This is a genomic window from Roseibium sp. MMSF_3544, from assembly GCF_030732845.1.
In the GTDB taxonomy this organism is placed as follows: domain Bacteria; phylum Pseudomonadota; class Alphaproteobacteria; order Rhizobiales; family Stappiaceae; genus Roseibium.
On record NZ_JASHKA010000005.1, the window covers coordinates 210,926 to 230,332 of the forward strand.

Annotated in this window: 15 protein-coding genes; 10 read left to right on the forward strand and 5 right to left on the reverse strand. The window is 57.8% G+C overall.

Annotated elements, in window-relative coordinates; all coding sequences use genetic code 11:
• Positions 1-93 precede the first annotated feature (93 nt).
• Positions 94-966, reverse strand: a complete 873-nt coding sequence (locus tag RBB47_RS09665) for a LysR substrate-binding domain-containing protein (protein WP_305985572.1) — start codon at positions 964-966, stop codon at positions 94-96.
• A 119-nt stretch (positions 967-1,085) separates the two neighbouring features.
• Here RBB47_RS09665 and RBB47_RS09670 point away from each other — a divergent pair, with 119 nt between their 5' ends.
• From RBB47_RS09670 to RBB47_RS09680, 3 genes are all read left to right on the forward strand, one after another.
• A complete protein-coding gene (locus RBB47_RS09670) occupies positions 1,086-2,459 on the forward strand; it encodes an MmgE/PrpD family protein (RefSeq protein WP_305985573.1) in 1,374 nt (457 codons plus the stop codon).
• 123 nt (positions 2,460-2,582) lie between these two features.
• The gene (locus RBB47_RS09675; protein WP_305985574.1) at positions 2,583-3,548 is read left to right on the forward strand and encodes a D-2-hydroxyacid dehydrogenase; all 966 of its coding nucleotides are present in this window, start codon (positions 2,583-2,585) and stop codon (positions 3,546-3,548) included.
• 13 nt (positions 3,549-3,561) lie between these two features.
• Complete coding sequence (locus tag RBB47_RS09680) at positions 3,562-5,100, forward strand: trimethylamine methyltransferase family protein (RefSeq protein WP_305985575.1); 1,539 nt, start codon at positions 3,562-3,564, stop codon at positions 5,098-5,100.
• Positions 5,101-5,168: 68 nt separating this feature from the next.
• Here RBB47_RS09680 and RBB47_RS09685 read toward each other — a convergent pair whose 3' ends face one another.
• Genes RBB47_RS09685 through RBB47_RS09700 form a run of 4 tightly spaced genes read right to left on the reverse strand, consistent with a single transcriptional unit; the run spans position 5,169 to position 10,700 of the window.
• A complete protein-coding gene (locus tag RBB47_RS09685; RefSeq protein ID WP_305985576.1) occupies positions 5,169-5,906 on the reverse strand; it encodes a hypothetical protein in 738 nt (245 codons plus the stop codon).
• Complete coding sequence (locus RBB47_RS09690; protein WP_305985577.1) at positions 5,903-6,961, reverse strand: histidinol-phosphate transaminase; 1,059 nt, start codon at positions 6,959-6,961, stop codon at positions 5,903-5,905. Before RBB47_RS09690 ends, RBB47_RS09685 begins: the two co-directional genes overlap by 4 nt.
• The gene (locus RBB47_RS09695; protein ID WP_305985578.1) at positions 6,958-8,610 is read right to left on the reverse strand and encodes a hydantoinase B/oxoprolinase family protein; all 1,653 of its coding nucleotides are present in this window, start codon (positions 8,608-8,610) and stop codon (positions 6,958-6,960) included. Before RBB47_RS09695 ends, RBB47_RS09690 begins: the two co-directional genes overlap by 4 nt.
• Positions 8,607-10,700: a hydantoinase/oxoprolinase family protein gene (locus tag RBB47_RS09700; RefSeq protein WP_305985579.1), complete on the reverse strand. Its 2,094-nt coding sequence runs from the start codon at positions 10,698-10,700 to the stop codon at positions 8,607-8,609. Before RBB47_RS09700 ends, RBB47_RS09695 begins: the two co-directional genes overlap by 4 nt.
• A gap of 286 nt (positions 10,701-10,986) precedes the next feature.
• Here RBB47_RS09700 and RBB47_RS09705 point away from each other — a divergent pair, with 286 nt between their 5' ends.
• The 7 genes from RBB47_RS09705 to RBB47_RS09735 all read left to right on the forward strand — a co-directional run bounded on the left by RBB47_RS09705 (position 10,987) and on the right by RBB47_RS09735 (position 19,390).
• On the forward strand, positions 10,987-13,422 hold the full coding sequence (locus tag RBB47_RS09705; protein WP_305985580.1) for an FAD-dependent oxidoreductase: 2,436 nt from the start codon (positions 10,987-10,989) through the stop codon (positions 13,420-13,422).
• Between the two features lie 147 nt (positions 13,423-13,569).
• Positions 13,570-14,262, forward strand: a complete 693-nt coding sequence (locus RBB47_RS09710; protein ID WP_305985581.1) for a GntR family transcriptional regulator — start codon at positions 13,570-13,572, stop codon at positions 14,260-14,262.
• Positions 14,263-14,434: 172 nt separating this feature from the next.
• Positions 14,435-15,616, forward strand: a complete 1,182-nt coding sequence (locus RBB47_RS09715; RefSeq protein WP_305985582.1) for a PLP-dependent aminotransferase family protein — start codon at positions 14,435-14,437, stop codon at positions 15,614-15,616.
• A gap of 80 nt (positions 15,617-15,696) precedes the next feature.
• On the forward strand, positions 15,697-16,683 hold the full coding sequence (locus RBB47_RS09720; protein WP_305985583.1) for a TRAP transporter substrate-binding protein: 987 nt from the start codon (positions 15,697-15,699) through the stop codon (positions 16,681-16,683).
• Positions 16,684-16,744: 61 nt separating this feature from the next.
• Entirely contained in the window at positions 16,745-17,266 is a 522-nt protein-coding gene (locus RBB47_RS09725) for a TRAP transporter small permease subunit (protein WP_305985584.1), read from the forward strand.
• 25 nt (positions 17,267-17,291) lie between these two features.
• Positions 17,292-18,596 (forward strand): TRAP transporter large permease, encoded by a 1,305-nt coding sequence (locus RBB47_RS09730; RefSeq protein ID WP_305985585.1) that lies wholly within the window; start codon positions 17,292-17,294, stop codon positions 18,594-18,596.
• A gap of 20 nt (positions 18,597-18,616) precedes the next feature.
• Entirely contained in the window at positions 18,617-19,390 is a 774-nt protein-coding gene (locus tag RBB47_RS09735; protein WP_305985586.1) for a LamB/YcsF family protein, read from the forward strand.
• The last annotated feature ends 17 nt before the right edge of the window (positions 19,391-19,407 follow it).

Sequence of the window (19,407 nt, forward strand, 5' to 3'; positions counted from 1 at the left end):
CTCCCAGCTGAACGAGAGCGACCTACGTAGACCTGACACGGACCGGTGAAGGTCCTGGGGCCACACGAACGTCAGATGGAAATTGCAAACGGTCTAACCTGCGTGTGAAAGAAGCCAGTCGTAGAGCTTTTGAGATGCGGCCAGAAAGTGGTCCTGGGATTCGCGAATGTAGTAGTTCCAGGGACTGGGAGGCCGGTGATCAAACGGTTCTACAAGGAGCTCGCGATCCTTGTATGTCATTGCAAGATCAATCGGCAACACGGCGACACCTGCACCATGTGAGGCCAACTCCAGAGCAATGTTGGATGCATTTGTCCTGATGGATCCTTCAAGGTCCAGGCTGTGCAGGTCAAGTGCGCGGGCAAACTCTGTCCAGTATTCCTGGCGCCCGGACACCACGATTTTTGGCACGTCGGCAAGTGTCGCGGGTTCCTTTAGCTGGCTAGCCAATTCCGGCGTGCACAAAAGCGCGAGATTTTCGCGCATGAGGAGACGTGCATTGAGCGGTTCCTCGGCAGTTCGGTTCATGAAGATGATGATGTTCGTATCCGGGTCGCCCGTATGGTCCCAAACTGTTCCCTGAAGAATAATGTCGATGTCAGGATGACTGGATCGAAAATCGGCAATCCTGCGCGAGACCCAGTTTTCCGCCAGGCTCATCGGTGCCGCGATCTTGACGGTTTTGTATTGCCGGTCGATGCGCACCGAGTTCGTGGCGGCATCGATCATCAAAAGGGCCTGCCGAAGCGTGGGCAGATAGGCTTCACCTGCCTCCGTGAGCCTGAGGCTTCTCGGATAGCGCACGAACAATTCGACCCCGAGGTGCTTCTCAAGCGATCTGATATGCATGCTGACAGCGGCCTGTGTCAGGCCCAACTCGTCGGCTGCCTTCGTGAAACTCAGGTGCCTTGCCGAGCATTCATACGATCTTACAAAATTCAGGGGCGGCGGCTTTTTGCTTGGCATTTTCGGGCCTTTAGAGGGCATTCTTTGAAATGACCCTATAATTTTTATGGCTTGGGCGAAGAAAACTCAAATGCGCTGGTGACTAATCCTCCATATTGTTTCCGGTGGAGGCGCCTCAAATGCTCAAGGACCTAAAAGGTGAGGGACGAGAGTCACAGCTTGGGTCGGCACAACGCTTTGTGCTGGATACCTCGCCTGAAACGATCCCGGAACCTGCGTTGCAGGCAGCAAGCTTGCTGATGCTGGACACGCTCGGCGTCTGCATTGCGGCCCAGCCCATGGACGCGGGAAGAATTGCCCGGGAGGCGGCAATGCGGCTTTACAATTCCGCAGAAGCTGCAGACCGGGCGCCGATGATGTTCGATGGCCGCGAGGTCAGCCGGGCCGGTGCTGCTTTTGCAGGCGCAACCCAGATCGATAATCTGGATGCGCATGACGGTTACAATCCGACAAAGGGCCATATGGGTGTCGTTATGGTACCGGCCCTCGTTGCAGCGGCTTGGGACGATCAGAAGATGCCAGGGCGCGAAGCGCTCAGCGCCTTGGTCGTCGGCTACGAGATTGCAGGCCGGGCAGGGATTGCATTGCACGACACTGTTTCCGATTACCACACATCCGGTGCCTGGAACGCACTCGGTGTCGCTGCGCTTGCTGCTCGAATTCAGGGCTTGTCGCAAGAAGAACTGCGCCACGCCTGGGGGGTTGCGGAGTATCACGGCCCGAGAAGCCAAATGATGCGCGAAATTTCCAATCCGACAATGCTGCACGATGGCTCGGGAATGGGAGCTCTGGTTGGTATGTCGGCAGCAGTTCTTGCGAAAATGGGATTTACCGGTGCTCCGGCGATAACCATCGAAGCGCCTGAATGTGCCTGCCACTGGCAGGACCTGGAGCATTTCTGGCAAATCGAACATCAGTACATCAAGCCTTATCCGGTTTGCCGTTGGGCCCATGCGGCAATCGACGCTGTCCGCGAGTTGCGCATTGAGCAAGGGATGAGGCCCGAAGACATCAAGGGTATCGAAGTCCGCAGCTTTCAAAATGCGATCAGGCTCTTCGATCGTGTGCCTGAAACAACGTCACAGGCTCAATACTCACTTGCTTTCGCCGTTGCGGTGATGGCGGTCCACGGAAAAATTGCCCTGGACCATATTTCGGGCAATGGTCTGAATGATCCGGACGTTGCGCGTCTTGTCGGGTGCACGAGCGCCATTGAAGACACCCGGCACGAAGCAAACTTTCCGTCCGGCCGATGGGCCGACGTCACCGTGCATCTGAGGGATGGACGCAGCCTGCATAGCGGAGATACCCATGCACGAGGGGGACCGGAGCGTCCGTTCTCGCGCAAAGACATCATCGAAAAGTACAATGAGTATGCGTATCCTATCCTGGGAAACGACCGGGCCAATGCGATCCGTGATGCGGTCCTTTCTCTCCCCGAAGATCACGCGCGCTTTTCCGACCTTAGCCGTCATCTTTTTGCCGCGCCCTGAAAGACGATGCCTCGACACCTGTTGAAAAACCAACTTTCCTCCGATTATTCAGAACGGGCCGACATGCCCAAAACGTATGGTTCAGGCTCTCCACAAGGCCGGACGAACTGAGGAGACCTGTCAATGTCAACGCCACATGTTGTTCTGCACATGGAGGCACCGGATGCTGCACTCTCGCTGGTCAAGTCTCGGTGTCCGGATGTGACCGTCAGCGCCTGCGATACCTATGACGGGCTGCCGCAGCACATCAGTGAAACGCGTGCTGAAGTCGTTTACTCGGTGCGCTTTGCCGGAACGCCGGGCTTTCCGCGTGCAACTCTGGTGGAAAGCGACACCGTGCGTTGGGTTTCCGTTGGAGGCTCCGGAACCGATCACCTCGCCACTTGGGACCCGGCCCGTGTCACGGTGACCAATGCTGCGGGTGTCGCCGCCGACATGATGGCAGAATACACGCTCGGAGCACTGCTTTACTTTTCGCTTGATTTGCCGGGATTCCGCGGGGCGCAAGCGGACCGGAACTGGATTGCCGGCAAGGTTCGGCCGCTGGAAGGACAAACGCTTCTCATTCTCGGCGTTGGCCAGACGGGACAGGCCATTGCGAGACGGGCAAAGGCCATGGGTCTGACCATTCTTGGTGTCCGTGCAAGGCCAACGTCAACTCCCGATGTCGACGAGGTCTATCCGGTAGACACGCTCGACGAGATCATTCCGCGAGCCGATGCCGTGGCGGTGTGCGTTCCGCTTCTGGAGCATACGCGCGGGCTACTGAACGCAGATCGCATTGGTCTGATGAAGCCCGGTGCGGTCCTGGTGGATGTCTCCAGAGGTGGCGTGGTTGACCAGACCGCGCTTGCAGGGGCGCTTGCCGCACAACGGCTGAGAGGAGCTGCCCTTGATGTATTCGAGGCGGAACCGCTCCCAGAGGACAGTCCGTTTTGGGACATGGACAATGTAATTGTCACGCCCCATTGCTCCTCGGTCTATGACGGCTGGGAGCTGAAGTCCGTGGAAATGTTCTGTAACAATCTGGTCCGCTTTCTTGCCGGTGACGCATTGAAAAATGTTGTCGATCCGCAGCGCGGCTACTGATCGGAGGTATACCATGGCCAGAGAAAGGCGTGCCGGCGGACGCAGGTCGAAAGCTGCACGGGGAAGCGATACAATCCCGCAGCTTCCGCTCAAGCCGCTCTCAAATCCGCAAGCTCCCGTCGAGTTGCTGAATGAAGAACAGATTCAGGCGCTCCATGACACCTCCATGCGCATTCTCTCCGAACTCGGCATACGCGTCATGGGTGAGAGAGTGCTCGGCATCTTCGAGCGGGCCGGTGCGATCGTGGATCGCGAAACGTCAACTGTTCGCATCGATGAAGACATGGTGATGGAAGCAGTTGCGACCGCACCAGAACGGTTCACCTTGACGCCGCGCAATCCTGAAAAAAGGCTGGAAATTGGCGGCGACGCGCTGTGCTTTGGTCTCGTTGCCGGGCCGCCCTATGTCCATGACAGGATAAATGGGAGGCGCTCCGGGAACTTGAAGGACTACGAGAACTTCATCCGTCTTGCGCAACACTTCAACGCAATTCATCTGATTGGCAATCAGGTGACCGCGCCACAGGAATTGCCGGCCAACAATCGACACCTGGACACTTACCTTGCCAATCTGACGCTGTCAGACCTCTCGTTTCATTGCACCGCAATCGGACGGGGCCGTGCCATGGACGGGATCGAAATGATGGCTATTGCCCGCGGACTGTCGTTGGACCAAATCGCCGAAGATCCGGGCGTAATCACCATCATTTCGATAAATTCTCCAAGGCTTTTCGATGAGGAAATGGGCGAAGGCCTGATCGCAATGGTCGAGCACGGGCAACCGGTGACGATCACGCCGTTTACACTGATGGGAGCCATGGCGCCGGTAACACTGCCTGCAGCGCTGGCACAGCAAAACGCCGAAGCGCTGTTCGGCGTGGTGCTCGCGCAACTGGTGAAACAGGGTGCGCCCGTCATGTACGGAGCGTTCACCTCCAACGTCGACATGCGGAGCGGGGCACCGACATTCGGAACCCCGGAAAACACCAAGGCCAACATGATCGCCGGGCAATTGGCACGGCGCTACGGTCTGCCTTACCGGACCTCCAATGCGAACACATCCAACGCGGTTGATCTGCAGGCTGCCTACGAAACCGGAATGGCCACCTGGGGTGCAGTTATGGGCGGCGGCAACATGATCTATCACGCCGCGGGATGGCTGGAAGGCGGGCTAACAGCGTCGTATGAAAAACTGATCCTGGATGTCGAGATCCTTCAGAACATCATCGAGTTCGTGCAACCCGTTGAATTTGGCGAGGAAGAGCTCGGTTTTGAAGCAATCAAGGCTGTGGACACGGGCGGCCACTTCTTTGGAACCGATCACACCATGGCCAGGTACGAAACGGCATTTTACCAGCCGATGCTGTCCGACTGGACGAACTACGAGAACTGGGAGATCGCCGGCGCGACCGAAGCCGTGGATCGTGCGACAAACCTCTGGCAACAGGCCCTGAAGGAATATGAAGAACCGCCCCTTGATGCGGCAACAAGAGAAGCGTTGGAAGCTTATGTTGCTCGGCGGAAAGAACAAATCGGTGACGGGTCTCCGTAAACCCCGAGCTCGAAATGTATGATGGAATTCCGCAAATCTCGGGCTCCGGAGCAATCGAAACGGTTCCCTTAAAGGGTGTTGAAAAGGCGCCCCGGAGCACCCGCCGGCACCTTTAGACCGAGCAATCGGCAAAGTGAATAAACCATCGCTTGGTTCGAAGTGACGACGGGTTTGCCTGTGGCCGCTTCCACATCTTCAATCACTTCGACCGAGCGCATGTCCGTGCAGGAGAGGACGATTGCCTCTACGCCTGGGCCATCGGCCTTCAGGGCAAGGTCCGAAACCTCGCCAGGTAGCAATTCGCCTTGACCATAATTCCCGAGCGCCCGGCCAATATCGGCGCGCTGCACCGTTTCGATATCGTTGCCCGCCAAAAACGAGACGGCCTGGTCGTTGATTTCTCCGAGATAGGGAGAGGCGAAGCCAACCTTCGTCGCACCAAGTTCCCGGAGTGAGGCCACAAGGGCGCCGGCTGCAGTGATAGATAAAGCACCGGACCGGTCCGCAATCCGGGCTGAAAGATCCCGGTCAAAGGCAGAACCATGCGTGAGCGTGGCAGAGGTGCAGCCGTAAAGAATGGCGGCGGGCCGGACGCCGGAGATCAGATGCAGCGTTTCGGAAATGTCGGATGACCCGAGGCCGGCCATCTGGGCCGAACCGGGAATTTCGTCGACATCGTAGCCTCCCATGCGGGCGAAATGGAATGTCACGCCAGCCGGGCGCATGAGCTGCAAATCCGGTTCCAGATTGCAGTTTGTGAATGGCACCAGCACGCCGATCTTTGGACCGCTGCGATCATCCATCATCTTAGTGTCTCCAGCGTCTTGGCCATCCGATTCATGGCGTCGGCAGGTCCAACGGTCGCGCGCAGACAATCGGGCAGACCGTACCCGGCCATTCTGCGCAGGATCAGCCCTTGTGAACGCAAGGTCTCCTCGGCGGTCGTGGCAGCTTGTGCGGACGAAAAACGGATCAGCAGGAAATTCGTCGCGCTTTCAGGCACCACGTAGCCAGCCTGGCGCAAGCGCTCGGAAATTTCCTCGCGCCTCTCCGAGGTCTTTCGAACAACGTCAAGCAAATAGGCCCTGTCCCGCAGAGCGGCACTTGCCATGCATTGAGACAAAAGTGGAATATTGTTTGGATTCAGAAGTTTGCGAACTTCTGTTGAGACGTATTTTGGAAACATGCCCCAGCCAACTCGCGCTCCGGCCAATCCGTACGCCTTCGACAAGGTCCGCGTGACGACCGTATCCCCGCGAGCGACAAGGGTGAATATCGGCGCATGGTCCTGATCATCGAATTCCGCATAAGCCTGGTCCACGACCAGCAGTATGTCAGACGAAAGAGACTCACGCAGGCGCACGATCTCGGCATTTGGTATCCTGGTGCCGGTCGGATTTCCCGGATTGCAGACAAAGACGATACGTGTCGACGGAGAAACTCTGGACAAGATCGCGTCAACAGAGACTGACAGATCCGGCTCAGGTGCGCGCACGTACTCGGACCCTGCCTGCTGGGCTGCCGTTGCAACAAACAAATATCCGTACTGCGTTCCGAGAACCGTATCTCCCGGACCCGAATAGGCTCGTATGATGCAGCCGATGAGCTCCATCGAACCGGCGCCACACAGGATTTGAGCCCGGTCGACGGGATGGGTTTCCCGGATTGCCGTACAGAGCTCGCGCCAGTCCGGATCAGGATAGAGTTCATTCCCGTTCATCGCGGTGCGGGCTGCAGACAGGGCGCGCGGGCTCGGCGGGAACGTGCTCTCGTTCTGAGCCAGGGAAACAGCACCGGGTTCTCCGAGATCCGCTAGGGCATAGCTGTCCATGGCTGCGACAGTGTTTACCGCCCGGATCATGACATGACACCATAATCACGCGCTGCGGCTTCTGAAGACACCACACCGCTGCGCAGGTCTTCTTCGGTTTGCTCCGGATCGCGTTTTTCGGGCGGCCCGAAACCGCCTCCACCGGGCGTGTCGAAAATCAACCGCTCACCCGGCTCAACACGCAATTCGCACTTTCCCGGGACGTCCTCGTTCCTGCCAGTCACGCGTATTCGACCGGCCGAACCCGGCAGTCCGCCAGCGCGGCCGGCGGCAGCATTTTTGATGCGTTCGACAGACAAAAAGACCAAAAAAGGTTCGTCGATTGCAGAAGTCATTTCGATGCGCTGACCAAGGCCGCCCCGGAATTGGCCGGGCCCACCGGTGTCCGGCAAAAGTTCCCGCCGCCAGATGGTAACTGGCGCAGCCGCCTCGGTCATTTCGACCTGGCTGCCGAAGACGCCGGAAGGATAGGCGGTCGCCGACAGACCGTCCAGATGGGGCCGTGCACCCGTTCCGCCATTGTGAACCAGTTCAATTGCAAATTCCGAACCGCCGGCAAGGGCTGCGTCCGCGGTATGGCGCAAAGGAAGATCGTACATGGAGGAAGCGCCCTCTGCGGGCACCTTGTCCGGGACGGCCTGGTGTAGACAGCCGAAAACCAGGTCCGGCATCATTTGTCCCAAGGTATGGCGCATGGCGACCGGGGCCGGGCGCTGAGCGTTCAGGATACAATCCGTCGGACCGTTCACGGTGAAGGGGGCGAGAGAACCGGCATTGTTCGGAATATCCGGGCCGATGATGCAGCGCATAGCAAAGACTGCATAGGCTGTGGCGTAGTTCAGCGGGACGTTTATTCCCTTTGGCGACAAACCCGACGTGCCTGTGAAATCGAGATGCAGCCGATCCTCAGCCACCGTCAGGGTAGCCGCCAGGGTCAGTGGCCGATCGTATCCGTCGACAACAAGTTCATTGCGATAGACACCGGACGGTATGTCGGCGATGGCCGCCAGCGTCCCCATCCTTGAGGTATCGATGATGTGGTTTCCGAGGATGGTAAGGCTGTCGATTGCGTAGCTTTCCATCAACTCAACGAGACGTTTCGCACCAGCTTCGCAGCAGGCAATCAACGCGTAAATGTCGCCTTCATTGGCGATCGGTTCGCGGGAATTCGCCCGGACAATGTCCATGAGCAGGACATTGACCTGACCTTCATCGACCAGTTTGCAGGGCGGAATGAGAAGACCCTCGTCGAAGATATCGGATCCCTCCGGACCCATGCCCTGTCCACCAAGGTCGACAAGATGCGAGGTGCACGATGTGTAGCCGACAACCTTGCCCTTGAAGAAGACCGGCATCATCAGCAGGAAATCATTGAGATGGCCGGAGGCAAGCCATGGATCGTTGGTCATGAAAATGTCGCCTGGTCGCATGTCTTCCACGGCGAAATGGGCGCGCAGGTGCTGAACGGCTTCTGCCATCGTGTTTATGTGACCCGGAGTGCCCGTGACAGCTTGCGCAAGCATCCGGCCTTCGGCATCAAAGATGCCTGCCGAGATATCACCACATTCGCGCACAATCGGCGAAAAAGCGGCTCGGATCAGGGTCTGGCCCTGTTCTTCCACCAGTGCCAGCAGACGGTTCCACATGACCTGCAGGTGAGCTTTTGACTTCGGGTTCATCGTGAGCTCCTCCGGCTCAGAATTAAGTTCGACGCCGAGTCGACGGTCATCTCGAAGTCCGCGCCGACAAAGGTTGTTGTCTGCGGCTCAACGATCAGCGCCGGACCTTGCAACGTATCACCGGGCAAGAGCTGTTCCCGCAGAACAAACCTGGCGTCGACCACGCGGCCTGTGATATCGCAATAGACCTGCCGGCTTGCTTCGGGGATGACAGCACGACCAACCGGTTCTGAACGGGGCGTTGCAAGAGAGGGTGCTTGGGTTGAATGCCTGACTGCCCAGTTCAGGATCTCAATCTCCATGCCGGGAACCGGACGCGAGAATTGCTCCGCATAGGCTGCCTCAAAAGCGGTGGTCAGCGCGGGAACATCCTCGCTTGCCAAGTCCCGGTTCGGCAGGGCGATTTCGATTTCGTGTCCCTGGCCTTTGTAGCGCATGAAGGCACTGCGAAAGGTTTCCACCTCCGCGGTTTCAGCTCCCTGCCGCACGACGTCACTTGCTTCTGAGATCATGTCCGCAAACAGCGCGTTGATGACGGCGAGCTCGATCGACGTCAGAAGCGTATAGCGGCTTCGCACAATTTCGAACGCGATCGGTGCGTAAAGAAAACCGACCGCCGATCCGACACCCGGATTGGGAGGCACAAGAACGCGCGGCACGCCTGCGCTGCGTGCCACGCGGCATGCATGCAGGGGCCCATTTCCACCGAATGCGATCATTGTTCTGCTGCCGAGATCCTTGCCGCTTTCCACGGCGTGTGCGCGCCCGGCACTGGCCATGCTTTCGTCCACAATGCGGCTTATGCCGTCCGCGGCGCCGTTGGCATCAAGATCAAGCGGCTGACCGATGGTCTTCAAGATCGCGGTGCGCGCTGCTTCGACATCAATCCGAAACTGGCCTTCGGCAAATGTTTCGGCGCGGATATATCCAAGCGCTGCGTCCGCGTCCGTGACCGTAGGCTCTTTGCCGCCACGCTGAAAGGCGACAGGTCCAGGTTCGGAGCCGGCACTTTTGGGGCCAACTGTCAGCCGGCCCAAACGGTCAACTCCGGCGATAGAGCCTCCACCCGCGCCGATCTCGATCATTTCGATAACCGGTATGCGAACCGGCATGCCTGAGCCCTTGATAAAGCGCTCTGCACGTCCGATCTCGAACTGGCGGGAGGATTGGGGTCGACCTCCGTCGATCAGACAGAGTTTGGCTGTTGTCCCGCCCATATCGAAGGACAGGACTTCACTGAGGTCCGCGGCGCCGGCAATCCTGCTTGCCAAGATAGCGCCCCCCGCAGGACCTGATTCCACCAATCTGATCGGATAACGGGAGGCGGTGTTGAGCGTCGTCATGCCGCCACCTGCCGTCATCATGAGGATCTCGCAGGTGAGCCCTTCGGCTTTAAAGGCATCCGCGAAACGATCGAGGTAGCTTGCCATCAGCGGCTGAACGTATGCATTTGCAACTGTGGTGCAAAGCCGGTCGAACTCTCGTGCCTCCGGGCTTACCTCGGAGCTCAGCGAGATAACGAGTTCGGGACGGAGTGCGTTCAACAACGCGCGCAGGCGTTGTTCATGCGCCGGATTGGCATAGGCGTGCAACAGGCAGATTGCGACCGCTTCCGCACCAAGCGTGTCCAGTTGCTCTGCCAGTGGTGCTACAGCCTCTTCATCGAGCGGAACAAGAACTTCGCCGTGAACGGACATTCGCTCCAAAACTGTCAGGGAGCGCTCTCTTGGGACAAGCAGGTCCGGTTTGGTCAGGTTGATGTCGTACTGGCTATAGCGACGCTCGTAGGCGATTTCGAGAATGTCCCGAAACCCTTCGGTTGTCACGGTGGCGACCCGTGCGCCACGCCGTTCAAGCAGGGCATTTGTCGCCAGCGTGGTGCCGTGCACGAACCCGCTTACTGAGCTGATCTCGACGTCAGCCTGCCGCAAAGTGCGGCGAACGCCCTCAAGCGCGCCTTCAGCCGGGTTCTGGTGCGTTGTCAGCGTTTTTGTGGAGGCCAGAACCTTTGCGGAGGCATCCATCAAAACGGTATCGGTGAATGTGCCACCCACGTCGGTAGCCAGTCGAAGACCGGAAAAATCAGGCATTTGGGGAATCCGAAAACTGGACGAGAATCTATCGGCGCTGCGGCGTCATTTGACAACCAGGTCGCTTCCAGTCGACCGCCTTAAGTAAGAGGCGGCGCTCGCATGCCAAGTCCAGTTTTCGATACCGGTGATCATCAAAACAGACTGCTTGAGCATCAAGCAGGCCGTCAAGGAAAACTTGACACAAGGATCATTTGCCAATGCCCCAAATTTAATTGTGCATGCCGCCTGTTGAAACTGCGTTAGTGGATAAGGACGGAACGGTTGATCTCGGGAGGAGAAACACATGCGTGAACATGCTCAAGCCGTGGTGGTCGGCGGTGGCGTCGTTGGCTGTTCCATCCTCTATCACCTTGCAAAACTTGGATGGACCGAAACCGTCCTTCTTGAGCGCGACGAACTGACGTCCGGATCCACCTGGCACGCAGCCGCCAACATTCACGGTTTGCATGACATAACCAACGTGTCGCGTCTGCAGCATTACACAATGAACCTCTACAAGACCCTGGAAGAAGAAACGGGGCAGGGATGCGGTGTTTTCCAGCCCGGCTCTCTCTACCTGGCCCAGACCGAAGACCGGGAACATCAGCTAAGGCTTCAGGAAGCCAAGGCGCGGCGATATGGCATGAACTTTCATGAAGTAAGTGTCGATGAAGCCGAACGCTTGCACCCGCTGGTCGATTTCGACAGGGTTCGCTGCATCATGTATGAGCCAGATGGCGGCAATGTCGATCCATCTGGTGTCACCCATGCCTATGCCAAGGGCGCGCGCCAGATGGGCGCCGAGATACTCCGGTTTACGGCTGTCACCGGGACCGACCAACAGCCTGACGGAAACTGGGTCGTGCGCACCGACAAGGGTGACATCCGCACGCCCTGGGTTATCAATGCGGCTGGTCTTTGGGCGCGAGAAGTCGCGGCCATGGCGGGAATTGAGTTGCCGCTCGTTCCAACGGAACATCAGTATTTCGTCACCGAGACGATGGGCGAAATCGCGTCGATGGACCGCCGCCTGCCGTCGGTGGCAGACCGCGACGGCGAATACTATCTGCGGCAGGAAGGCCTTGGGCTGCTCGTTGGAGCTTATGAGCGCGAGATGCGGTTCTGGGCGGAAGAGGGAACACCACTCGACTTTGCGCATGATCTCTTTCCAGATGATCTCGAACGCATTGAACCCAACATGATGCGGGCCATCGAACGGGTCCCGGCCTTGGCGACGGCCGGCATCAAAAGGGTGATCAACGGACCGATGATCTGGTCTCCCGACAGCTCGGCGCTGTTCGGGCCGATGCCGGAACTGAAGGGGTACTTTTGCTGCAACGGCATTATTCCCGGCTTCAGCCAGAATGGTGGCCTTGGCAAGCTGGCAGCTGAGTGGATCATTGAGGGGGAACCCTCCATGGATCTCTTTGGCTGGGATCTTGCCCGCTACGGCCACTGGGCTGGCAAGAGTTTCACGAAGGCCCGGGTTCAGGACCAGTATGCACACCGCTTCAAGATCCATTTCCCGGGCGAGGAGAGGGATGCCGGGCGCCCGGTTCGCACGCGGCCCGTCTATACAGTGCAAACGGAGATGGGAGCAAAGTTCGGACTGAATTTCGGCTGGGAGCATCCGCTCTATTTCGATGCCGGGACACCGGATAGCGCAGGATTTACCCGCCAGCCCTGGTGGGACAGCGTCGGCCGCGAGGTGCGGATGCTCCGGCAAACGGCTGGTATCATAGATATCTCGAACTTTGCGAAGTATCGCGTATCGGGACCGGACGCCGAGGCGTGGCTCAACGCGGTATTTGCAAACAATATGCCGCGTGACATAGGACGATCCCGCCTGACGCCGCTGATCGGTGAACGGGGAGGCATCGCCGGCGACTTCACCGTCACCAGGATTTCCGCTGACGCGTTCATGGTGATTGGTTCCGGCATGGCGGAACGCTTTCATCAGCGGTATTTCCAAAAAGTACCGCTGCCGAATGGGACAAGTTTCAGCAGCGAGACAGAAGCCATGTGCGGTTTCAATGTCGCGGGACCGCGCTCGCGTGACATTTTGCGGCAATTGACCGAGGCTGATCTTTCGAATGAAGCAATGCCTTTCATGCGTTCGGCGGTGCTGAAGGTTGCCGGCGTCGAATGTCTTTCCCTAAGGGTGTCCTTTACCGGCGATCTCGGATGGGAACTGCATTGTGCCGAAGCCGACCAGGCGAAGCTCTATGAGGCTTTGTTGGCGTCGGCAGCTGCGTTTGATGCCGGTCCTGTCGGAGGCCGGGCATTGTTGAGCCTTCGCCTCGAAAAGGGATATGGCTCCTGGGGCCGCGATTATTCTCTGGAATGGTGGCCGCAAGAAAGTGGTCTTGCCGGATTGATCGACACCCACAAAGATTTCCTGAACAAGAAGGCCTATCTGGCAGTTGCAGACCTGCCGCCTCGCGAGACGCTCCAACTGTTCGAACTGGACACGGAAGATTGCGATGCGTCAGGTGGCGAACCGATCTTTCTGGAGGACGGAACACCGATTGGACAGGTCACCTCAGGTGGTTACGGGTTCAGCGTCGGCAAGTCGCTTGCGCTCGGGTACATCCGGACCGGCTCTGTGTCGCCTGGAAGCACGGTTCGCATTGCAGTGCTTGGTCGGCCGCATGTTGCGCGCGTTTTGACGGAACCGCCGTTCGACGCGCAGGGCGCGCGCTTGCGCGATCGGCCTGCTGCCCCGGTGGCTGCGGAGTGATCGCAGTACGTGCTTCCGTGACCAGGGTCGACAGTGCCGATTGCCAAACAGGAGTGACCAGAACCTGAATTCGGGAAACGTGCAGACGCAGACGGCAAAAGCGCATATGCTAACGCGCGAGTGATCACCGCCAGACGCACCTTTCATATGATTGCAACCACCTCGAAATCAGTTCCAAACCATCTTTCCAAACGCGAAATCGCCGAGATTTCGATCAGAAATGCCATCGAGACCGGTCTTTACAAACCGGGTCAGGTGGTCAGTCAGCGGCAGATCTCGGAAGACCTCGGTCTGAGCGTGACGCCAATTCGCGAAGCGATTCTGGTTTTGACCAGCAACGGCATTGTCGAGCGTCACAAGCATCAATCGATCAAGGTCTCGGAAGTGAACTCCGAGAAACTGCGCCAGCTCTTTTCGGTGCGCCATATGATCGAGGAAGAAGCGGTTCGGCTTGCCGCGACCAACGCGGACGACACTCTTGTCGGCGAGCTGCAGCGCCTGAACGATATGCTGTCGAAATGCAGTGAGGAAACCGATCCGGAGGAAATCAATTCACTGGATCGAAGGTTTCACGGTCTTGTATTTGGAGCGAGCGGGAACGAGGCCCTTGTCTGGACCATAGACAGGGTCAAGAGCTCGTTTCCAATGTACGCACTCTGGCGCGAGCCGGGCCGTGTTGCGACCTCTGCACATGAACACCAGCAGATTATCGATGCTTTGCGGGAGCGTGACGGTGAAAAGGCCGCATCAGCACAAAGAATGCACCTGTCCAAAGGCCTCGACGCGACAATTGTCTATCTTGAGCGCAAATTGAAAGCGACCGCTTCACTGGCAGAATGACGCCGACAGAACGCAGGCCTTCCTCCCAATAAGACATGAGCTTGTGCCCATAATTTAAGCGGCTTTCCGAAAATTTAATCGAAAAGTCGGCGCTAAACACGTGACTCAAGATCAATTATATATAATATATAACTCAAAGAAGAAGCCGTTCTGGAGCCAATGAGGTCAGGGTATGTACGCAGGCAAGTACAGGTTTTCGCGGAGAGCTGAAGTCCTCGGAAAGTCGGTCTACGATCACGCAGAGGGCGCGATCATGTTGAGCGTCGGGTCCGCTTATCCGCCAATACTGCCCGATCTCTCCAGGGAGGCCAGCGACTCCGCGAAGGCCTATGTTGCAGAAGTGATGCAATACGGCCCGCTGATGGGGCTAGCCGATCTTCGGGAAGCCATCTCAGACTACGTCGCTGCGGATGGTGTAAAGTGCACCCCGAACGAAGTCTTGATCACAAACGGCGCCAAACACGCCACCGACTTGGCTTGCCGGGTCTTCACAGAGCCCGGCGACAAGATCATCGTCACCGCTCCGACATACATGACGACCTTGCAGTGTCTGCGCTCGCACGGGCTTACCTTCGTTGCGATCCCACAAGACAAAGACGGAATGAGAACAGACATCCTTGCTGCGCGCCTGGCAACGATGCGCGCAAATGGCGATGCTCTTCCCAAACTGCTTTTCGATGTTCCGGATTTTCATAATCCAACAGGCATTACAATGTCTCTGGAACGGAGAAAGGCACTTCTTGCGCTCGCAGAAGAGTATGATTTTGTGCTCATAGAAGACGATCCTTATCGCCGGATCCGCTTTGAGGGCGATCCCGTTCCACCTATCAAATCCATGGATACGAACGGACGTGTGATTGCCGTTGGCACGGTCTCGAAAATCCTGGCTCCAGGCTTGCGCGTCGGATGGGCGATCGGGCCCAACGAAATCGTGCGGCGCATGGCCATGCAAAAGGCGGACGGTGGGTCCTGTCCCTTCACGCAGCGTCTCGTTGTGGACGCGATCAGGTCAAACAAGCTCGCGGAACACATTGACCTCGTAACCGACCACATGCGGGTTCATCGCGACACAATGATCGACGCACTGGCGGAGTTTTTGCCAGACGCTCAGGTTCGACGCCCGAACGGAGGCTACTTCCTTTGGGCAGAACTTCCCGAAGGCGTGTCCGGTGATGCCTTGGCCGAAAAAGCGGTGGAACACGGCGTTGAAATCGGCAGTGGACGGCTTTGCTTCCCGAACGAAGACCCGGGAAATTTCATCCGTTTTTCATACAGTTACGTCGATCCGAACACAATACGGGAAGGAATTCGCCGGCTCGGAGAAGCCTACAGAAACATGGCAATCGCTGCCTAAGCCCCAGCCGGTTAATCCAACTCAAGTCGAGCAGGTCCTATCGAAACGCAAGGAAAAAATCCAAACCCTAGGAGAACAGCATGACCATCAGCCTGAAGTCGTTTGCCGCCGCGGCGGTGCTGACCGCATTTTCGTTGCCGGCCCTGGCCGAAACCTGGGATATGTCATTGCCCTGGCCAGACGGCAACTTCCATACAAAGAACGCGCGCACCTTTGTGGACGCGGTCTCTGAAGCGACCGAAGGCCGGGTCACCATCAACGTGCATCCTGGCGGCTCACTTGGTTTCAGCGGTCCGGAAATGTTGGGAGCGGTTCGCGACGGGCTGGTTCCGATCGGAGATGTTTATCTCAGCCAGCAGGTCGGCGAAGCACCGCTGCTGGGCATCGAGTCCATTCCGTTTCTGGTCAACAGTTACGAGGAGCTGAAAGAGCTCCACAAATACTTCCGCCCGGTTGTTGAGGAAATTGCCGCCGCCAACAATCAAAAGGTGCTTTATATGGTGCCGTGGCCCGCGCCCGGGATCTTCACCAGCGTGGATGCAAAGTCATTGGACGACCTGGCGGGCATCAAGATACGAACCTACAACGCAACCACCACCGAACTGTTCAATGCCATCGGCATGACAGCGGTGCAGCTACCCTGGGGTGAGGTCGTACCGTCGCTGGCAGCCGGAACGATTGACGGCGTTACCACTTCGGCGTCCTCTGGTGTTGATGGTGCCTTCTGGGAATTCCTCGACTTCTTCTATCCGACCGGTCACGTCTGGTCGTCCGACGCGATCACGGTCAACCTCGATTCCTGGGCGGCGCTCAGCGAAGCCGACCAGAATGCGATCCTGAAAGTTGCGGCCGAACTGGAGCCAACGTTCTGGCAAGTCAGCGCCGATGAAGACGCCGCCAAGATGGCAACGCTCGCGGAAAACGGACTGGCAACCGCGGAAGTCAGTGAAGACATGATCAACGCCATGCGCGCAGCGACGGCGAACATGATCGAGGAATTCCTGGCCGAGACACCTGAAGCCAAACCGGTGCTCGACGAATTTTTCGCCGCTTCAGGCCGGAACTGAGTCAGGTAAAAATGGCACCCGGTGCAGCAGATGCACCGGGTCCAGATCCGGGGGGCACGACATGCAAATCTTATCCGTTATAGACACCATTTCGCGCTGGTTTGCCGGCCTTGGCGCTCTGCTGGTCTGCGGCATTGCTGCTCTGATTATCGCGGAAGTCGTTGCACGATCGACTTTTGGGGCGTCACTAAGCTTTGCCTGGGAATACGCGGCGTATTTCTATGCCTCTGCAGTCTTTCTCGGTGCGGCCTACACGATGCGGACCGGTGGTCATGTCAGGGTGGCGTTGCTGCGCGGTTTGCTGTCAAAACGCGGCCAACACATCATGGAAATTGCAGCGACGGCCGTTGGAACCCTTTTTTCCTTCTACCTTGCCTACGCGTTGATCCAGTTTGCCTATCGGTCTTTTTCCCGCGGCAGCACGTCGCCGACGATAGACGAAACCCCTCTGGTGATCCCACAGGGTGTCCTGGCACTCGGCGCGACCCTTCTTGCATTGCAGATGGTTGCAAGGCTCGTCCGTTTGTTCATTGACGAAGCGCCTGAAGACGATGCCACCCGCGAAAAATTTACGGTCGAATGAGACCAGGCGCTGAGGAGACACGCCCATGACCGCCTATATTATCCTCACGATCGTAACCGTCCTGCTTGCAGCGCTTGGCATTGGCGTCTGGATCAGCTTCGGTCTCTTCATTGTCGGTTTCGTCGCGCTCGCGGTGTTCCGGAACATGCCGATCGATCTGCTAATGGGGCAGCTGACATGGAATGTTTCAACCACGCCGGAACTGATCGCGCTGCCGATGTTCATTCTGATGGCCGAGATTTTGTTTCGGTCCAAACTGTCTTCGTCGTTGTTTTCAGGCCTGACCCCTTGGACGACGCGTCTTCCCGGCCGTTTGCTGCATGTGAATGTTCTGGGCTGTACATTGTTTGCGGCGGTCTCGGGGTCCTCGGCCGCAACCACGGCCACGGTCGGTCGCATCACCATGACCGAATTGATGCGGCGCGGATACGATCGCGACCTGGCGATGGGTTCGCTGGCGGGCGCCGGAACACTGGGCTTCCTGATCCCTCCATCGATCATCATGATTATCTATGGGGTCCTGGCCGAGACGTCGATCTTGCGCCTCTTCATTGCCGGTATCGTTCCGGGATTTCTTCTGGCAGGCGCCTATATGGGCTTCCTTGCGATCCGTTCAAGCATGAAGGACAGCGAGTCTCCATCGGAGGAGCTGACTGCCAGTTGGGCCGACAGGCTGACCGGATTGAAACATCTCGGCCCTGTGTTGTTCCTCATCTTGGTCGTGATCGGTTCGATGTATGGCGGCATAGCCAGTCCATCCGAAGCCGCCGCCGTCGGGGTCGTGGGCGCCATGATCGTCAGCGCTCTTCAGGGCACATTGACCTGGAAGAACATGGTTGACGCCGCGTTTGGCGCGATCAGGACAATTTCCATGATCGGCCTTATCATCGCCGGCGCGAATTTTCTGTCGAGAGCAATGGGTTTTCTCGGTGTGCCACGCACGATTTCCGCGGAAATTGCGGCGCTGGAACTGTCACCCTTCGTGCTGATCGCACTTTTGCTGGTCTTTTACGTAATCCTCGGAATGGTGCTGGAGGGAATGTCCGCGATCGTGATGACGCTTCCAATCGCGTTGCCGTTGATCCTCGATGCGGGCTTCGACAAGATCTGGTTTGGTGTCTTCCTCGTGATTGTCGTTGAGATGGCCCAGATCACACCGCCGGTCGGCTTCAACCTGTTTGTGATACAGGGGCTGACGGGCGAAAAAATCAGCCGTATCGCCTGGGCAACCTTTCCGTTTTTCCTGATCATGGTTGCGCTGGTATTCTTGATTACCATCGTCCCGGGCGTCGTGACTTACCTGCCAAGCGTCGTCTCTTTCCGGGGCTGACCGATCGAGGACTGCACACCATGGCACATATAGACCTCAACTGTGATTTGGGCGAAAGCTTCGGCGCTTACACCATCGGCAACGACGCCGAAATGCTGAAACTCATCTCCTCGGCCAATATCGCCTGCGGATTTCATGGAGGTGATCCACTGGTAATGCATGACACCATCATGCAGGCCAAAGCAGAAGACGTCGGCATCGGGGCGCATCCCGGGTTCAATGACCTTTGGGGTTTCGGAAGACGGCGGATCTTGGTGCAGGACACGTCCGAAATCGAGAAGATGCTGATCTACCAGGTCGGGGCTATTCAGGGGATGGCGCACGCCTGCGGAACAAAGGTCACCCACTACAAGATACACGGTGCTTTGGGAAACATGTCCTGTGTCGATCCGGATCTGGCAATGGCGGCGGCGCGCGCGGTGAAAGCGGTCGCGCCCGATCTGATATTCGTGGTTTTGCCCATGAGTGAACTGGAAAAGGCGGGCGAGAAACTTGGCCTGCGCGTCGCACGGGAAATCTTCGCCGACCGCGCCTATGGAGATGACGGCATGCTTGTGCCTCGCGGGCAGCCTGGAGCGATGGTCGAAGACCCTAAAGAAGCCGCCGAGCGCATCTTGGGATTTGTCGAAGACGGCGCGATCCGTTCGCTGTCGGGAAAGCGCATTGAAGTACCCATCGACACGATTTGTGTGCATGGTGACAGCCCGGACGCAGTGGCCATGGCAGCGGAAGTCCGGCGCCGCCTGACGGATGCCGGTATCGAAATTCGGTCCATGGCAAAGGGACTTGCTTGAACCGAAACTCAGCGTGC